This window comes from Corynebacterium testudinoris, from assembly GCF_001021045.1.
Lineage (GTDB): Bacteria > Actinomycetota > Actinomycetes > Mycobacteriales > Mycobacteriaceae > Corynebacterium > Corynebacterium testudinoris.
The window spans coordinates 1,067,947-1,083,903 of record NZ_CP011545.1; the positions used below are offsets into that span (position 1 = coordinate 1,067,947).

Consider the following 15,957-nt stretch of genomic DNA (forward strand, 5'->3'; position numbering starts at 1 on the left):
TCCTTTTCGGTAGCTCGGGGGAGGTGAGTTAACCGGGGAATGGGGCATTGGGGCGGGCGTAGTAGATCCACACGAGGGTGGTGGCGAAGGCGAAGAAGACGACGCAGCCCCAGAAGAAGGTGGAGGGGGCGATCATGGAGAGCATGACGCCGACGATGAAGGGGCCGAAGGCGGCGATGGCACCGGTCCAGCCGATGACGCCGCCGGCTTGGCGCTTGGGCAGGATCATGGGCATTTGTTTGAAGGTGGAGGCGTTGCCCACGCCGGAGAAGAAGAACAGGAAGAGCATGGCGCCGAGGAACCACCAGAAGTCATCCGGGGAGTCGGGGGTGAGGAAGAGGGCGGCGACGATGGTGGAGATGGTCATGCCAACGCCGGCGAAGAAGGTCCAGATGGCTCCGCCGTAGCGGTCGCACAGGGGGCCCCAGGCGGCGCGGACAAGGGAGCCGATGAGTGGGCCGAGGAAGGCGAACGCGGCACCCTTGGGCAGGTCTTCGATGGCGTAGGTGGCGGCGAACTCGGAATTGCGGCCGTAGACGTTGTTGATGATCAGCGCGAGTTGGGCGGCGAAGCCGGAGAACGCACCGAAGGTCATGAGGTAGGCGATGGTGAGGATCCAGGTGTTTTTGTTGCTGAAGATGTCCATCTGCTGCCTGAAGTTCGCCTTGACGGGAACATCTTTGAGGAACACCCAGGCGACGATGGCCATGACGATGGCCCACGGCACCATGAAGATGGCGGGGTTGTGGACGAAGAGTTCGCCATCGCCTGTGCGTTGCGGGGCGATGAAGCCGATGCCCAGCAGGGTCACGCCCATGAGCCACGGGGCGACAAGCAGGATGAAGGAGACACCGAAGTTGCCCAGTCCGGCCTGCAGACCGAGGGCGGTACCGGCTAGGCGCTTCGGGAAGAAGTAGCCGGTAGAGGGCATGAAGCCGGAGAACACTCCGCCGCCGATACCGGCGAGGAAGGCCAGGCACAGCAGCCACCAGAAGGGGGTGTCGGTGTTTTGGACGGCGAAGAACCAGCCGAGCATGGGGATGACGAACAGGAGGGAGGAGATGGAGATGAGTTTCCGGGTGCCCAGGATGGGTGGGAGGAACATGAACACCAGGCGCAGGAGGCCGCCGGCGAGGCCGGGCAGGGAGGTGAGCCAGTAGAGCTGGGAGGTGGAGAGATCAAAGCCGATCTGGTTGAGCACTGGGGCGATGGCGGATACCAGGTACCAGGTACAGAAGGCCATGAAGAGGGTGAAGGTGGTGATCCAGAGGGTTCGCCAGGCTATGCCGGAGTCCCAGTTTTCTTCCTTCTCGGGGTCCCAGCCATGGAGGACCCGGCCTTCGGTGTTGAGGGCTGTTGACATGAATTCCTCACTCGTCACAAGGGGTGGATGATTAGTTAATGCTGGACGTTTGTTAATTACACGGTATAGGCTCTGACCTGCGATGTCTATTAATTAACACGAATAGTGATTAACTATTTAGGGCATGAATCTGTTGCGGAATTGACTAAAATTCACGACGTCGCTGGTAGCTCGATCGGGCGCCCACCCCACCACAGACAGGACTCATCATGGGAACCACCCTCACCGCGGTGATCATCGTCGCCTCGGATCGCGTCAGCAGCGGCGAGCGGGAGGATGCCTCCGGCCCGCTCGCCCAGCGACTGCTGGCCGAAGCGGGCATCGCGGGAGACATCGTCATCGTCGAGGAAGGCTTCGAGGCGGTCTCGGCCGCGCTTGCCGACGCCCGCGCCAACCACCACCGCCTCATCCTCACCGTCGGCGGCACGGGCCTAGGCCCGCGCAATCAAACTCCGGAGGCCACCGAGCCGCTGCTCGCCGTCGTGCTCACGGGATTGATGACGCAGATCCTGCTCGAAGGCCTGGCGCACTCGCCGTGCGCGGGACTCTCGCGAGCCCTCATCGGACTCACCGGGCGCGGCCCCGATGATGCCCTCATCATCAATTCGCCCAGCTCGAAAGGCGCGGTCCGGGACACCCTCGGCGTCGTGGTGCCTTTGCTGCCCAACATTTTTGAGCGCTTAAGCTAACGCAACTCCCCGTAGACGACGCTCCCGCCGCCCTGCCAGCCACTATCGGCTGAGATGCCGGATTGCTCCCCGGCGATGACATCCCGCAGGCGGGCCAGGGCGATCGTTTCCACCCATTCGCGCTGTTCGATCCCGATGTAGCGGCGGCCCAGCTTATGGGCGACAGCCGCGGTGGTCCCGGAACCGAGATGATAGTCGAGGACCACATCCCCGGGTTCGGTGAACATCTCAATGAGCTGGCGTAGGAGCGATTCGGGCTTTTTGCCGTTGCGAAAGCTCACGCCCCCTTCGGCGGCGACCTTGTTGTATGCCTCGTGCACGTCGAGGAAGTTGGGGTAGGGGATGCGCGTGTGCGTCGAACCTTCCGGCACGCCCTGGAAGTAGGAGCCATTGCGATTGCCCGGTTTGGGGGTGTGGAAGAAACGGTGGCCGAGGCCATCGGCGCCGATGCCGGGGACGCGGATAAGCGTGAGGGGTGCTAAGTCCAGCGGTTCCAGATTCGCGACCCAGAACCGCCCCGAGGAGTTTTTCTCCCGCAGCGTGCCGCGGATGGAGTGGGTGCGGAAGGTGCCCTGGCCGGGGCCGACGTCGATTGCCTGCCAGGACTGGGGTGGGTAGATGGTGCAGGCGCGGCCGTCGAGAAGCATCGGTGTGCCGGGGCCGGTGACCTCGACCTCCCAGCGGTAGTCGGCGAGATCGCGCTCGCGGAGCTGGCCCGGCATGCGGAAGGCTGGGCTCGTGGCGTAGATGAGGATCTGCTCCACGACATCGTTGAATTGCTTATCGGCCGTGAGGGCCCGGCCGGGGTGGCGGACCAGCGCATGAATGACGGCGACCTTGTGCAGCCCTTCGGTCTGATCGAGCAGGACCTCGAGGTAGGCCGATTGGTGGAAGGAGCATTGGACGATGACCACGGCGTCGTCGCGAAGCAACGGCAAGGCGGCGTCGATCCGGGATTGCATGAAGCTCAGCCAATCAGCCCGGCTGCGCTTGTCGGCGTAGAGATAATCGGAGCTGCCGGTGTTGTACGGCGGGTCGATGTAGATGAGGCGAACGCTGCCCGCCACGTGGGGGCGCAGCGCCTGCAGCGCGGGGAGATTATCGCCGCGGAGGATGAGGTTGTCGGCGGGGTCGAACGCGGATACCGCTTCCGTGCCTTCAGCCGAATACCTGGTGAGCCCGCTCAGCTGATAGCTGCCCGCCTCATCGGGGGAGGCATCGCCGGGGTGGGACCAGGTGAGTCTGACCTCCGGCGACTGGGACATGCCTGCGATTCTAGTCCCGACAAACGGCGGCTACGCCGTGCGGGTGAACTTCAGGTGCCACTCCTCGGGGCCCTCCTGGAGGTAGGTGACCTCGAAATCCTCCGCGCGGTTGTCCACTTCCTGCAGCAGCGGCAGCGGGTTGTGCGGGGCGATGAGGATCATGGATTCACCGACCTGGCGGGTATCGAGTGCCCCGTGGATGGCGCCGTGACGCACGGCGTGGGGGATCTGCGAGGCGTTGAGGGTGGGGATGTCCTGGGAGAGGGGAAGCTGCATGCCCATGGGGTGGGTGCCTTTCTGGAAAAGAGGGTGGATGGTCAGTTTCCACCCTAGAGCAGATTTAGTACGATGAAAACCGTGAAAAATAAGCAGGGCCGCGGACCCACCGGGCGAGCCCCCATCTGGCCGCGAGGAGTGTTGCTGGCCTTCGCCGGTGCCTCCATGCTCACCGGGCTTGTGGCCGGGCTAACGCTCCTCGGAATCTGGACCGATACCCCGGCCGCCTCCCTGGGCGAAGACCACGGGCCGCTCATGGTTTTCGGTTTCGTTGGCGGCGCCATCGGGCTCGAGAGAACAGTCGCAGCGAAAACTACCTGGGCCTGGGCTGGCCCCATCGCCAATGCCCTCGGCGTGGTCACCGTGTTAGCTGGCTTCCCCCGCGCCGTCCCCGCCGCCGCCTTCACCATCTCCTTCCTCGTCCTCGGGGCCGTGTACGTGCTCATCTACCAGCGCCAAGCCAGCCTGTCCCTACTCGTCCAAGCCAGCGGCGTCATCGGCGGAGTCATGGCTGCGGTCACGTGGGGCAGTGGCGCCGACTTCGCCGACGTTGTCCCCTTCGCCGTGGTCTTCGCCGTCGCGACGATCATCGGCGAACGCATGGAACTCGCCCGCGTCTCCTTTACCGGAACCGCTGCAGAAAAACTCATCACCTCGCTCATCATCGCCCTCGTGGTGTCCTCCCTGGTGTTTGCCTTGAGCCCCCAGGTCGGGTTCTTCAGCATGGGCGTGCTGCTGATAGCCACCGCCTTAGTCACCGTCCGCGTCGATGCCGCCCGACGCCTCGTCCACGCCGGGAAGCTGCCCCGCTACACCGCCATCTGCATGCTGCTGGGCTACGCCTGGCTCACCGTCGCCGGGCTGCTGTGGATCGGATTCGGGCACACCCGCGCCGGGCACCTGCACGACGCCGCGGTCCACTCCATCTTCTTGGGGTTTGTCGTCTCCATGATCTTTGCCCACGCCCCCTTCATCCTCGGCGGGGTCATCCGCCGGACCATTCCCTTCCACCCGGCGCTGTACGTACCCGTGGTCCTGCTCCACGGCGGACTGGCTGTGCGGGTAATCGCGGACCTCCGCGCAGCGAACACCGCATGGGTGAGCGGCGGCATCATCAACGTCCTCGCGATCTTGCTTTTCGCTCTCACCAGCGTCATCCTCATCACCACAAGGACAAGGCGGCCTGCTCGTGGCTGATCTCACGCTTTCCGATGTCTCCCTCCGAGCACGCAGCCGCTGGCACACCTGGGCCGCCGCCCTCATCGGACTGTGGCTGCTCACGGGAGTGGGCATCGCCATCGCCAGATCCTTCGGCGCCCCCATCAGCTGGTGGGTAAGCGTCCACTCCTTCACCCTGGGAGTCGTGGCCACCGCCATCCTCATCTACTCCACCCACTTCACGCAGGCGCTGACCCGCACCGCCGCCGACGACGTCCGGGGCTTAAGCATCCGCGTTGGCCTCGTTCAGGTCGGGCTGATCCTGCTCATCATCGGTAAGGCCGGTTATGACTGGGGTGCGCTCGCGGACTTCGCGGCCACCCTCGTCATCGGCGCCTTCATCTGGCACATGGTGGTGGTGTACCGCCACCTGCGACGCAGCTTGGCCGGTCAGTTCGCCGTCACCGTGCCGTTCTATCTCGCGGCCGCCGCCTTCCTCGTTGTCGCGGGGCTCTTGGGCAACTTTGCGGGTCGGGGAGTGGGCACCTATTCCGACATGATCGCCGCCCATTCGCGCGCCGCGATCTGGGGTTTCGCCTGGCTCACAGTGTTGGGCACCATGGTTACTCTCCTGCCCACGTTGTCCGGCACCCGCATCAGCGACCTCGCTCGCCGCCGCTGCACGAGGGCGCTCATCGTGCACTGCCTTGGACTCAGCGCGGTCATCGTGGCGCAGATGCTGGGACACGCCGTGTGGGCGGGGATGTTCCAACTCGTCGTGGTGGCCGCAGCGTTTCTCATCCTGCAACCGGTGCTGTCGGCGGTGCTCACGGGTGGAGCGGGCTGGACCACGGCGTCGCTGAGCGTCACCGCCGGTCTGTTGTGGATGATTGCGGTCTGTGCCGCCGATGCCGCCAGCAACATCACCGGCGCCGACCCCCGGATGATCACCCTCCTGCTCATTCCCGTGTTCCTTGGGGCGGGACTCCTGCAGCTCATCCTCGGAGTGCTGCATCATCTGCTGCCCGTCCTCCTCGCGGGCGGCCGCGCCCGCGTCCTCCGCGCGAAGGCCGCCGCCGACTACGGCGGGGTGGCACGAGTCCTGCTGGTCAATCTCGGAGCGTTGCTCCTGCTGCTTATCGACGCCGGCCCCTCCCGCACCGCCGGCTTCCTCCTCCTCGGCCTTGGCCTTGTCGCCCACGTGGGCTCGCTCGCCGTCGCCGTCCTCCTTCACCATCGATCGGAATCCTCATGACCATCCCCTTGGGCGCACCTCACTCCGGCAACAGCTCCGGGGCGGATGCTCAGCAGACGTCGTCGTGGGCGTCCTGGCTCATCATCGGCGTCGCGATCGCGGCCGTGGTCATCCTCGGCGTCACCCTGACCACCCGGGTCATGAACCCCACACCCACCTCGGCTCCCACCGCCGTCGCCACCGGATCGATGACCGCGGACGTGCGCATTGAGGGCATGGCGTACATTCCCAATCGCATCGAGGTTCCCCCGGGCACCCAGCTCACCATCCAGCTGACCAACGATGACAACCAGCGCCACGACCTCACCCTCAACGGAGTGACCACCCCGCTCATTGACCCAGGTGACACGGTCACCCTCGATGCTGGGGTCTTCACGGACAACACCCAGGGCTACTGCACCGTCGCCGGACACAAATCCCAGGGCATGGTGTTCGACGTCGTGGTCACCGGGTCCGCTGTCAGTGCGGCGGAGGCCCCGGCGACCGACTCGCTGGTCGAGGTCCCCAGTTCCGCCGAACGCCTCTCCCACGAGATCACCGATGCGATCTGGCGCGACCCGGAACTCGATCCCGCGCCCACCGGCACGGTCCACGACGTGGAGATGACCGTCACCGAGGAGATCCGGGAAGTTGCCCCTGGTCATCGCCAACTGCAATGGCTCTTCAACGGCCAAGCCCCGGGTCCGACCCTGCGAGGCAAGGTCGGCGACACCTTCCGCATCACGTTGAAAAACGAAGGCTCGATGGGTCACTCCGTCGATTTTCACGCCGGAGAAGTCAGCCCCGACGCCCCCATGTCCACCATCAACCCAGGTGAGAGCCTGGTGTACGAGTTCGTGGCCCGCCGCTACGGCATCTGGATGTACCACTGCGCCACGGCACCGATGAGCCTCCACATCGCCAACGGGATGGCCGGGGCGGTCATCATTGACCCACCGGAGGGACTAGACACGGTGGACAGCGAATACGCGCTGGTGGCCAGTGAGGTCTTCCTCGGGGCGGAGGCCACGGGTGCCGATGCCGACCGCGTCACCGCCGGCTCCTACGACCTCACCGCCTTCAACGGCTTCCCCAACCAATACGATGGCCGCCCCATCGAACTGAAGGTGGGGCAGCGGGCCCGCTTCTGGGTGCTCAACGTCGGCCCGGACAACCCGCTGGCCTTCCACATCGTCGGCACCGTCTTTGACACGGTATTCACCGAAGGCCAGTACACCATTCGCCATGGCCTGGACCAGGACACCGGAGCCCAAGTCCTCCCACTCCTCCCCGCACAGGGCGGGTTCGTGGAAGTCACCTTCGACGAGCCGGGGAGCTACACCTTTGTCAACCACCTCATGACGGACGCGGAGAAGGGCCAGCACGGGACCATCAAGGTCAGTTAAGCGAAGTCGACCTCGCCGCGTTCAGCCAGCTCAGCGGCGGTGTCGTAGTCGCGCTCGCTCCCGTCGCCGGGCACTTCGATGATCACCTCGGCACCCGCGAGGAGCTTCTTCGCAGCCACATCCCGGACCGAGGACAGAGACGCCAGCGCGCGGGCCAAAGACGCGATGCGCCACACCGCACAAAGAGGTTGCAGGTAGCCATCGGCGGCGCGGATGACGGCGACGTCAGCATCAGCGTCCACCTCCAGTGCCTGCACCAACTGCGGCAGGGCGGCCGCGGCATCAGGCGCATCTACGGACACCACGCCCACCAGGTCAACTTCGGACAGGGCGTCCGCACCCGCGGCGATCCCCGCGACGGGACCGCTGAAAGGCGGGTCCTCCGAGACCACCGTGACCCCCTCCAGCGTGAGGGAGGGGGAGACGACGACAACCTGGTCGACGCCGGGGACGCGCCCGAGCGAGGCGAGGAGAATGGTGATGAGCGGGCGGCCGTCGAGAAGCACTGTCGCCTTGTCAGCGCCCATACGGGTGCTGCGGCCCCCCGCGAGGATGATGACGCCGAGGCTCACAGCTCCCGCGACCAATCCCCGGATCGACCGCCCGACTTGGCCACGATCCCGCACCGGCGAATGACGGCAGAACGATCCACGCCCTTGACCATGTCGATGACGGCCAACGCCGCGACCGTGACGGCGGTGAGGGCTTCCATCTCGACGCCCGTGCGATCAGCGGTCCGCACCGTTGCCGAGATGAACACGTGATCGTCCTCGATGGATAGGTCCACCACACACCCGTGCACCCCAATCGTGTGCGCGAGCGGCAGCAGGTCCGGGACCTTCTTCGCCGCCGAGATTCCCGCGATCCGCGCGACGGCGAGGACATCGCCCTTGGGGACAGTGCCGTCGCGCAGCGCCTGCAACACCTCCGGCGAACAGGCAACCTCCCCCTGCGCCGTGGCAGAACGGACGGTGGGGGACTTCTCGGTGACATCGACCATGTAGGCCGTGCCAGCGTCGTTGAGGTGGGTGAACTTCACTCGCTATTCCTTACAGTAAGTAGTTGGGTGCCAGGTAGTTAGGCGCCGAGGAGCAGAACGCGGATCGAGCTGCCCGGAGTGGGTTTCTCAGCCCCGGGCTCGACGACCGCCAGGCCGTTGGTGGTGGCCAGGGAACCGACGAGGTGGGAGCCGGTGGCCCGACGATTGAATGGAGCCGCCACCACGCCGTCTCGGTCATAGGTCAACCGGACGGGGGCGAGGAAGGCTCGATCGGGAGAAGACGGCAGCGTCACGCCGTCGGCCACGCGCGCGATGACGTGGGGGCGGGTCCAGATGTCTGTCGACGTCGCTGCCCCCGCCAGTGCTGAGAGCAGGGGCGGGAAGTAGAGCCAGAAGGAGACATACGCTGCGACGGGATTGCCGGGCAGGCACAGCAACACTGCTTCGCCGCGGCGGCCCAGGCCCTGGGAGGCGCCGGGGCGTTGGGCGACGTGCCCGAACCACATCCCCTCACCGGTAGTGACGGCGCGGACCACATCGAATGCGCCCGCGGAGATCCCGCCGGTGGTGATGACGAGGTCGTGGGTGGCGCAGAGCTCATCGAGAATCCTGGCAGTTGCTTCGTCGCCATCGCCAGCGTGCACGGCGGTAGCCGTGATCCCGCAGGTGGCAACCAGAGCCTCGACCATGGGGAGATTGGAATCAGGAAGCTGGCCCGGACCGGGCGTGACCCCGGGGGGAACAAGCTCGTCGCCGGTGGACAGGACCGCAACGCGGGGGGCGGGATAGACGCTGAGGTGGGTGATGCCGCAGGAGACGGCGGCGGCGATCGCGCCGGCGTCGATCAGCGCACCAGCCGGGATAATCGTGTCGCCCGGTTGCGTGTTTTCGCCCTGCAGGCGGATGTGCGTACGGTGCTCCTGCACGCGCTCGATGGTGATCTCCGTAGGCAGGGGCACCGGGCCGGGTGGGATGTCAGTGTCCTCGACGGGGATGACGCGCAGGCCCGTGTGATCGCGCCCGATCGGCGCGCCGGTCATGATGCGCACGGCGTGCCCAGGGGGAACAGTGACCGGCCCCGAACCCGCCGGAACGTCTCCCACCACCGGCACGGTCCACGGTTCCTCGCCCGCAGGCACATCGGCCGAATGGACGAGAAAGCCATCCATTGCCGAGTTGGAAAAAGGCGGCACGGGTAGCGTGGCCACGGCGTCCACCGCCAACACCCGCCCTAAGGCTTCGGTCGCTAGCACGGGCGTGGCCGAGCGGGGGACCGCGAGGGCGAGGACTTCCGCCAGATGTTCGGTGATCGACCGCATGCGTTCGACCCTAGCCGCCAATGGCGGACATGAGGCGATCAGGCTGGAGGAAACCCGGATCATCAATGCCATGGCCGGGCAACTTGCCCCACATCGCCCCCGCCCACACGGCAGCCAACTCGTCATCGCTGGCACCCGAGCGCATGAGATCGCGCAGGCTCGTCTCCGAACGGGAGAACAAACACGTGCGAATCGCCCCGTCCGTGGTCAGGCGCGTGCGATCGCAATCCCCGCAAAAAGGCCTGGTCACCGTCGCAATGACGCCGATGAGTCCTTGCTTATCCGCGCCGCCGGGGTCGCCGTCCGTCGTCCGGCTCCGGGCCCGCCACAGGGCGGCCGGCGCCGCCCCCCGCGGCTCCTCGGCTGGAGTCAAGTCAAAGGCCGTCCGCAGGTGCTCGAGGATCTCATCGGCGGTGACCATGTCCTCACGGCGCCACTTGTCCCTCGGCCCGAGCGGCATCTGCTCAATAAAGCGCAGCTGAGCGCCCTTGGATAAGGCGAAATTCGCCAAGGGCACGATGTCGTCCTCATTGACCCCGGGCATGATGACCGAATTGAGCTTCACGGGATGCAAGCCAGCATCAATGGTGGCGTCGATGGCGGTCAGGACATCGGCTAGCCGGTCGCGCCGGGTGAGCCGGTGATAGCGCTCACGGTCCAGGGTGTCGAGGGAGATATTGACGCGGTCGAGGCCCGCGCTGATGAGCGCGGGCAGGCGGCGGTCCAACCCCAGGCCATTGGTGGTCAGGGCCGTCGCCGGGGCCACGCCCTCGTCGGTGCGCAGCGCCGTGGTGGCGGCGATGATGTCTGCCAGCGACTTGCGCAGCAGCGGCTCGCCGCCGGTGAAGCGCACTTGGCGGATGCCCAGCTTTTCGACGGCGATGGTGATGAGGCGGATGGTCTCAGCGTCGGTAAGTGCTAGTTCCGTGGGCAGCCACTCGAGGCCCTCGGCGGGCATGCAATACGTGCAGCGGAGATTGCAGCGGTCGGTGAGGCTGACGCGCATATCCCGGGCAACCCGACCGTACGTATCAACGAGCTTGGTAGCGCCGTCGATCCGCGGTGGTGGAGGTGCCGCCTGGAAGCGGGGGAGGGGAAGCTGCGTAGTCATGTTCTTCCCATCCTAGGAACATTGCGCCAGGAAGCAAATACCCACGGGTTCATCCGTGTTAATTCTCGGGGGATGTGATCCTTTTCTCGCCCGGGCCCGTGAGCTTGATGATCTCGAACTCGCCCTGCTCCAGGTGCTTTCGCAAGTCCTTCTTGTCGAACTTGCCCACCGAGGTTTTGTCGATGTCCTTCACAAAAGTCCAGTACTCCGGCAACATCCACCCCGGCAGGCTAGAACGCAGGCGTTCGCGGAGCTTCTCGGCTGTCTCCTCCGTGGGCTCCACATCCGAGTGCAAAACGGTGACGGCCAGGGGGCGCTCGCCCCATTTGTCATCCGGGTAGCCAATGACGGCGCTTTCGACGACTTCTGCCGCATCCATGACGAGGTTTTCCAGCATCGCCGAATATATCCACTCGCCGCCGGATCGAATAACGTCGCGCGCGCGGTCCGACACGGTGAGAAAGCCGTCCGCGCTCACGGAACCGACATCGCCGGTGCGCAGCCACCCATCGGCCGTGAACAGCTGCTCGGCGTCATCGACCTCCTTGCCGCGAAAACGGCTGGCGGCGCCGTGATCCTCCTCCGCCGGGGAGTGATAGTAGGAGCCGGTGACGATGTTGCCGCGCACCTGGATCTCGCCCTGATTGCGGTCGGTGGAGGACACAACGTGGCCATCATTGACCACGCGATACTCCAACAGGTTGGAAAATCGGCCCTGGCTGATGCGATAAGCCCAGCGTGCCTCACCCGAGGAGCCTGACGGCGGGCGGGCGATCGTCCCCACCGACGAGGTCTCCGTCATGCCCCACAGGTGGACCACGTCGACGCCGTAACGCTCCTCCCACAGTTTGATGAGGATCGGCGGAGCCTGCGAGCCGCCCACATACAGCTCCGTGAGCGACATCCGCTCCGGGGGATTGTGCAGGTAATGGACCATGAGCTGGATCCACAGGGTGGGAACTCCGGTGGCCACGCGGGGATGGACGGCTGCGATGAGGCGAGCGAGGGTGGGGGCGGACACATCCGAATCGGGAAAGACCAGGGGAGTGCCGGACATGAACGCTGCGAAAGGAACGCCCCAGGACAAGACGTGATAAATGGGCACGCAGCACAAGAACGACTCACCATTGGACACCGCCAGCGAATCTGTCGTGCGCAAGGCCATCGCCTGCAGGTAGATCGAACGATGAGAATAAGCCACGCCCTTCGGTGCACCGGAGGTGCCCGTGGAATAACAAATGGCCGCCGCAGTGTTCTCATCAAGGACGGGCCAGTCATAGCGGGTCGCGCGACCGTCGAGAAGCGACTCGTAGGAGTAAACATCGATGCCATCGGGCAGTAGTTCTGCCAGCTCAGTCAGGAGCGGCAACCCCGTGAACGCAACCGCCCGCACCGTCGGGCAGTCGATGAGAGCCTTGCCCAGCGACGCCGCCAAGCGAGGATCCGCGACGATGACCTCCACCTCGGCATGATTGATGATGTGCCGGATCTGGTCCGTCATCAACTGCTTGTTCAACGGGGTAAACACCGCGCCCTTGCAGGCCGCGGCGAACTGGACCTCCAGGTGCTCGGCGCAGTTGTAGAGGAAGGAGCCCACCCGTTGATCCCCAGTAATCCCCAGCTCATCGTGCAGAGCGTGCGCAAAAGCCGCTGCTCGGGCGCGAATATCCGCAAAAGTAGACTCCTCGGCGGAATCAGTCCGCCACGTCGTCACCTTGGTCGAGGCGTGAACCGTAGAGCCGTACTCCAGAATGCGCGCAATCGACAGGGGAACATTCTGCATGGTGGAGAGCATGTCCCATACTCTAGCCGGGCGCGTTGATGCGGACATGTCGGACAGATGCGCTACACTGTCCAAAGATCGACGGGGCTACCTTGTAGACCCCGATCCACCAGGATGTAGCGTCCGCCCACTCCCTCGTCACCGTCATGCACTGTCGGGTCAGGCTGTGAGGTACCTGATCCGGCTCGGTCTAATCACCACTGAAGTACGGCTCCGTAGCCAAAGTTTCCGAACGCGAAAGTGCGTCGGTCATGGACGCGTAGAGTCGCTCAATTCAACATGAAGGCTTCCAGCCGCGCGCGTACCGCACCTTTTACTTCCACATTCGCGGCTGGTCAAGCAATGAAAGGACATCCGTGACCACAACGGACACCACCCCCGCCGCCGGTACCGCCGCGGGAGGAAGCGACCAGCCCAACCTGGCGTCCCTCAAGCTCCCTGAGCTGCGGAAACTCGCAGCCGATAAGGGCCTTAAGGGAACCTCCGGGCTGCGCAAGGGGGACCTCATCGCCGCGATCCAATCGGGATCCGTGCCAGCAAAGGCCCGCGCTGAGAAGGCCGACACGCCGAAGGCTGCGGCGCCGAAAAAGGAAGCACCCCAGGCCGCTGCGCCTGCGAAGCAGGACGAGCCCGCCCAGTCCGGCGATAGCCAGGGCTCCCAGGAGAACTCACAGGATGGCTCCGATGAGGGCCGCTATGAGTCGCGTTCCGCTGCCCGCCGGGCCCGCCGCAACCGCGCCCGCCACAGCCAGCAGGATTCCCAGGACTCCGGGGATAAGCGCGAGGAGCAGCAGCAGGACTCTCGGCCGGAAAAGCGTGACAACGCCGTCCATGCCGATAGTGCTGTAGAAGATAACTCCAACAACTCAAACGCCGACGATCAGCGCGAGAACCGCGAGGGCCGGGACAACCGCGGCAACCGCAATAATCGCAACAGCCGCAACGAGCGGAATGAGCGGAATGATCGCAACGACCGGAATGAGGATGGCGAAGGCCGCCGCGGTCGCCGCAACCGTCGCAATCGTCGCAACCGTGGGGGCGGAAGCGACTTCAACGACAACAATCAGCAGGGCAACCAGCCGGATCAGCACAATGACGGCGGCGGCGAGCTGCAAGATGTTGCAGGCATCCTCGATATCCTCGACAACAATGCCGCGTTCGTCCGCACCACGGGCTACCAGCCTTCTTCCGCGGACGTCTACGTCAACAACCAGTTGGTCCGCCGCTTCGGCCTGCGTTCCGGTGACGCCGTTACCGGCCAGGTGAAGATGGGTGCTCAGCAGACCCATGGCCAGGGGCGTAACCGCCAGAAGTACAACCAGCTCGTCCGGGTTGAGACGGTCAACGGCCTGTCGGTCGACGAGGCTCGTAACCGTCCGGAGTTTGCCAAGCTGACTCCGCTGTACCCGAACCAGCGTCTGCGCCTGGAGACGGATCCCCGGATCCTCACCACCCGCGTCATTGACCTCATCATGCCGATTGGTAAGGGCCAGCGTGCGCTTATCGTCTCCCCGCCGAAGGCCGGTAAGACGACGATCATGCAGAACATCGCCAACGCGATCTCGACGAACAACCCGGAGTGCTACCTCATGGTCGTGCTCGTCGATGAGCGCCCCGAAGAAGTGACGGACATGCAGCGTTCCGTCAAGGGTGAGGTCATTGCCTCGACCTTCGATCGCCCGCCGTCAGAGCACACCGCTATCGCTGAGCTGGCCATTGAGCGCGCGAAGCGCCTCGTGGAGCAGGGCAAGGACGTCGTGGTCTTGCTGGACTCCATCACCCGTCTGGGTCGTGCGTACAACAACTCCTCCCCGGCGTCGGGCCGTATCCTTTCCGGTGGTGTGGATTCCAACGCCCTGTACCCGCCGAAGCGTTTCCTCGGTGCTGCCCGCAACATCGAAAATGGTGGCTCGCTGACAATCATCGCCACCGCCATGGTGGAGACCGGTTCCGCCGGCGACACGGTTATCTTCGAGGAGTTCAAGGGCACCGGCAACGCCGAGCTCAAGCTGGATCGCAAGATCTCGGAGCGCCGGGTGTTCCCGGCCGTGGATGTCAACCCGTCGGGTACCCGCAAGGACGAGTTGCTGCTCGCCCCGGAAGAGGTCCGCATCATGCACAAGTTGCGGCGTATCCTCTCGGCATTGGACCCGCAACAGGCCATTGACTTGCTGATTAAGCAGCTGAAGAAGTCGAAGAGCAACGGTGAGTTCCTCATGCAGGTTGCATCTTCCGCTCCGATGGCTGCGGATAAGGACGAGGAGGACTATTCCTAATGACTAACCGGGTTTCTGCCGTAGACGACATCGTCTCGGAGTACCAGGGCATTGAGGCCCAGATGGCTGACCCGGAGACCGCGGGGGATCAAGCCCTGTTCCGCAAGCTGTCGAAGCGTTACGCCGAGCTGCAGCCGATCATCAAGGTCAACTCCCAGTGGGTGGAGACCAAGGGTGATCTGGAGGCAGCCCGCGAGATGGCCCATGAGGACCATGAGTTCAAGGTCGAGGCCGAGCGCCTGGAGGCGGAGGCCATTGCGTTGGAGGAGCAGCTCGCTGATCTGTTGGCTCCGCGCGATCCCCATGACGCCGATGACATCATCATGGAGATCAAGGCCGGTGCTGGTGGCGAGGAAGCTGCGCTCTTCGCCGGTGACTTGGCGCGCATGTATGAGCGTTACGCTGATAAGAATGGTCTGACCTGGGAGGTCTTGGGCCTGTCGGAGTCGGACCTTGGTGGAGTCAAGGACATCACCTTGTCTTTCCGGGCGAAGAATGCGGGCCGCGATGGTGCGTGGAGCGTGTTCAAGTTCGAGGGCGGCGTCCACCGCGTCCAGCGCGTTCCGGTGACCGAGTCCCAGGGGCGCATCCAGACCTCGGCCGCCGGCGTCATGGTCTTCCCGGAGACCGATGAGCCGGGTGCCGTCGAGATCGATGAGAAGGATCTGCGCGTCGACGTTTACCGTTCCTCGGGCAAGGGTGGTCAGGGTGTGAACACCACGGACTCCGCCGTCCGCCTCACCCACTTGCCCTCGGGCATCGTGGTGACGTGTCAGAAGGAACGTTCCCAGATCCAGAACAAGGCGCGCGCCATGCAGGTGCTGCAGGCCCGTTTGGAGCAGATGGAGCGCGAGAAGGCTGACGCCGAGGCCGCTGAGGGACGTGCTGCGCAGGTGCGCAACATGGACCGTTCGGAGCGTATCCGCACGTACAACTGGCCGGAGAATCGCATCAGCGATCACCGCATCGGTTTCAAGGCCAACAACCTCGATTCCGTGCTTGATGGGAACCTCGGTGATCTCATCACCGCGCTGCAGGCCTCCGAGCGCGCCGATCGGCTCGAGGCTGAGTAGGTCG

14 protein-coding genes are annotated in these 15,957 nt (G+C 64.8%); 6 read left to right on the forward strand and 8 right to left on the reverse strand.

The window, feature by feature from the left end; all coding sequences use genetic code 11:
• Window positions 1–28 precede the first annotated feature (28 nt).
• Complete coding sequence (locus tag CTEST_RS05190) at window positions 29–1,363, reverse strand: nitrate/nitrite transporter (RefSeq protein WP_047252843.1); 1,335 nt, start codon at window positions 1,361–1,363, stop codon at window positions 29–31.
• Between the two features lie 209 nt (window positions 1,364–1,572).
• Between CTEST_RS05190 and CTEST_RS05195 the strand changes: the two genes are divergently transcribed.
• The gene (locus CTEST_RS05195; RefSeq protein WP_047252844.1) at window positions 1,573–2,052 is read left to right on the forward strand and encodes a molybdopterin-binding protein; all 480 of its coding nucleotides are present in this window, start codon (window positions 1,573–1,575) and stop codon (window positions 2,050–2,052) included.
• Here CTEST_RS05195 and CTEST_RS05200 read toward each other — a convergent pair.
• Together CTEST_RS05200 and CTEST_RS05205 are read right to left on the reverse strand one after the other, a co-directional pair.
• The gene (locus CTEST_RS05200) at window positions 2,049–3,317 is read right to left on the reverse strand and encodes a DNA methyltransferase (RefSeq protein WP_047252845.1); all 1,269 of its coding nucleotides are present in this window, start codon (window positions 3,315–3,317) and stop codon (window positions 2,049–2,051) included. The two genes, CTEST_RS05195 and CTEST_RS05200, sit on opposite strands and share 4 nt — an antisense overlap.
• A gap of 30 nt (window positions 3,318–3,347) precedes the next feature.
• The gene (locus tag CTEST_RS05205) at window positions 3,348–3,593 is read right to left on the reverse strand and encodes a DUF2249 domain-containing protein (protein ID WP_047254239.1); all 246 of its coding nucleotides are present in this window, start codon (window positions 3,591–3,593) and stop codon (window positions 3,348–3,350) included.
• A gap of 81 nt (window positions 3,594–3,674) precedes the next feature.
• On the opposite strand from CTEST_RS05205, the gene CTEST_RS05210 reads away from it, so the two are divergent.
• Genes CTEST_RS05210 through CTEST_RS05220 form a run of 3 tightly spaced genes read left to right on the forward strand, consistent with a single transcriptional unit; the run spans window position 3,675 to window position 7,391 of the window.
• Window positions 3,675–4,790: a hypothetical protein gene (locus tag CTEST_RS05210; protein WP_236686148.1), complete on the forward strand. Its 1,116-nt coding sequence runs from the start codon at window positions 3,675–3,677 to the stop codon at window positions 4,788–4,790.
• Complete coding sequence (locus CTEST_RS05215; RefSeq protein ID WP_047252847.1) at window positions 4,783–6,006, forward strand: hypothetical protein; 1,224 nt, start codon at window positions 4,783–4,785, stop codon at window positions 6,004–6,006. The genes CTEST_RS05210 and CTEST_RS05215 overlap by 8 nt, the downstream gene beginning before the upstream one ends.
• A complete protein-coding gene (locus CTEST_RS05220; protein ID WP_047252848.1) occupies window positions 6,003–7,391 on the forward strand; it encodes a multicopper oxidase domain-containing protein in 1,389 nt (462 codons plus the stop codon). The genes CTEST_RS05215 and CTEST_RS05220 overlap by 4 nt, the downstream gene beginning before the upstream one ends.
• On the opposite strand, the gene mobA is transcribed toward CTEST_RS05220, so the two are convergent.
• From mobA to CTEST_RS05245, 5 genes are read right to left on the reverse strand one after another with little or no spacing between them, the layout of a single operon-like run.
• A complete protein-coding gene (gene mobA / locus CTEST_RS05225; RefSeq protein WP_269082330.1) occupies window positions 7,388–7,963 on the reverse strand; it encodes a molybdenum cofactor guanylyltransferase in 576 nt (191 codons plus the stop codon). The genes CTEST_RS05220 and mobA overlap by 4 nt on opposite strands.
• Window positions 7,960–8,430, reverse strand: coding sequence for a cyclic pyranopterin monophosphate synthase MoaC (gene moaC, locus CTEST_RS05230; RefSeq protein WP_047252849.1), 471 nt, complete (start codon window positions 8,428–8,430; stop codon window positions 7,960–7,962). Before moaC ends, mobA begins: the two co-directional genes overlap by 4 nt.
• A 38-nt stretch (window positions 8,431–8,468) precedes the next feature.
• Window positions 8,469–9,710 (reverse strand): molybdopterin molybdotransferase MoeA, encoded by a 1,242-nt coding sequence (locus CTEST_RS05235; protein ID WP_047252850.1) that lies wholly within the window; start codon window positions 9,708–9,710, stop codon window positions 8,469–8,471.
• Between the two features lie 10 nt (window positions 9,711–9,720).
• Window positions 9,721–10,821: a GTP 3',8-cyclase MoaA gene (moaA, locus tag CTEST_RS05240; RefSeq protein ID WP_047252851.1), complete on the reverse strand. Its 1,101-nt coding sequence runs from the start codon at window positions 10,819–10,821 to the stop codon at window positions 9,721–9,723.
• A gap of 58 nt (window positions 10,822–10,879) precedes the next feature.
• Window positions 10,880–12,616, reverse strand: coding sequence for a long-chain fatty-acid--CoA ligase (locus tag CTEST_RS05245; RefSeq protein WP_047252852.1), 1,737 nt, complete (start codon window positions 12,614–12,616; stop codon window positions 10,880–10,882).
• Window positions 12,617–12,960: 344 nt separating this feature from the next.
• Here CTEST_RS05245 and rho point away from each other — a divergent pair, with 344 nt between their 5' ends.
• Window positions 12,961–14,880 carry a transcription termination factor Rho gene (rho, locus tag CTEST_RS05250; protein WP_047252853.1) on the forward strand — a complete coding sequence of 640 codons (1,920 nt, stop codon included), beginning with the start codon at window positions 12,961–12,963 and terminating at the stop codon, window positions 14,878–14,880.
• Window positions 14,880–15,953 carry a peptide chain release factor 1 gene (gene prfA / locus CTEST_RS05255; protein WP_047252854.1) on the forward strand — a complete coding sequence of 358 codons (1,074 nt, stop codon included), beginning with the start codon at window positions 14,880–14,882 and terminating at the stop codon, window positions 15,951–15,953. The genes rho and prfA overlap by 1 nt, the downstream gene beginning before the upstream one ends.
• Window positions 15,954–15,957 lie beyond the last annotated feature (4 nt).

Excerpts from the sequence above, each read along its gene's own strand:
- CTEST_RS05205 (WP_047254239.1), bottom strand. The coding sequence starts at position 3,593 with ATGCAGCTTCCCCTCTCCCAGGACATCCCCACCCTCAACGCCTCGCAG.
- CTEST_RS05200 (WP_047252845.1), bottom strand. The coding sequence starts at position 3,317 with ATGTCCCAGTCGCCGGAGGTCAGACTCACCTGGTCCCACCCCGGCGAT.
- moaA (WP_047252851.1), bottom strand. The coding sequence starts at position 10,821 with ATGACTACGCAGCTTCCCCTCCCCCGCTTCCAGGCGGCACCTCCACCA.
- prfA (WP_047252854.1), top strand. The coding sequence starts at position 14,880 with ATGACTAACCGGGTTTCTGCCGTAGACGACATCGTCTCGGAGTACCAG.
- CTEST_RS05235 (WP_047252850.1), bottom strand. The coding sequence starts at position 9,710 with ATGCGGTCGATCACCGAACATCTGGCGGAAGTCCTCGCCCTCGCGGTC.
- CTEST_RS05190 (WP_047252843.1), bottom strand. The coding sequence starts at position 1,363 with ATGTCAACAGCCCTCAACACCGAAGGCCGGGTCCTCCATGGCTGGGAC.
- CTEST_RS05220 (WP_047252848.1), top strand. The coding sequence starts at position 6,003 with ATGACCATCCCCTTGGGCGCACCTCACTCCGGCAACAGCTCCGGGGCG.
- CTEST_RS05195 (WP_047252844.1), top strand. The coding sequence starts at position 1,573 with ATGGGAACCACCCTCACCGCGGTGATCATCGTCGCCTCGGATCGCGTC.
- CTEST_RS05245 (WP_047252852.1), bottom strand. The coding sequence starts at position 12,616 with ATGCTCTCCACCATGCAGAATGTTCCCCTGTCGATTGCGCGCATTCTG.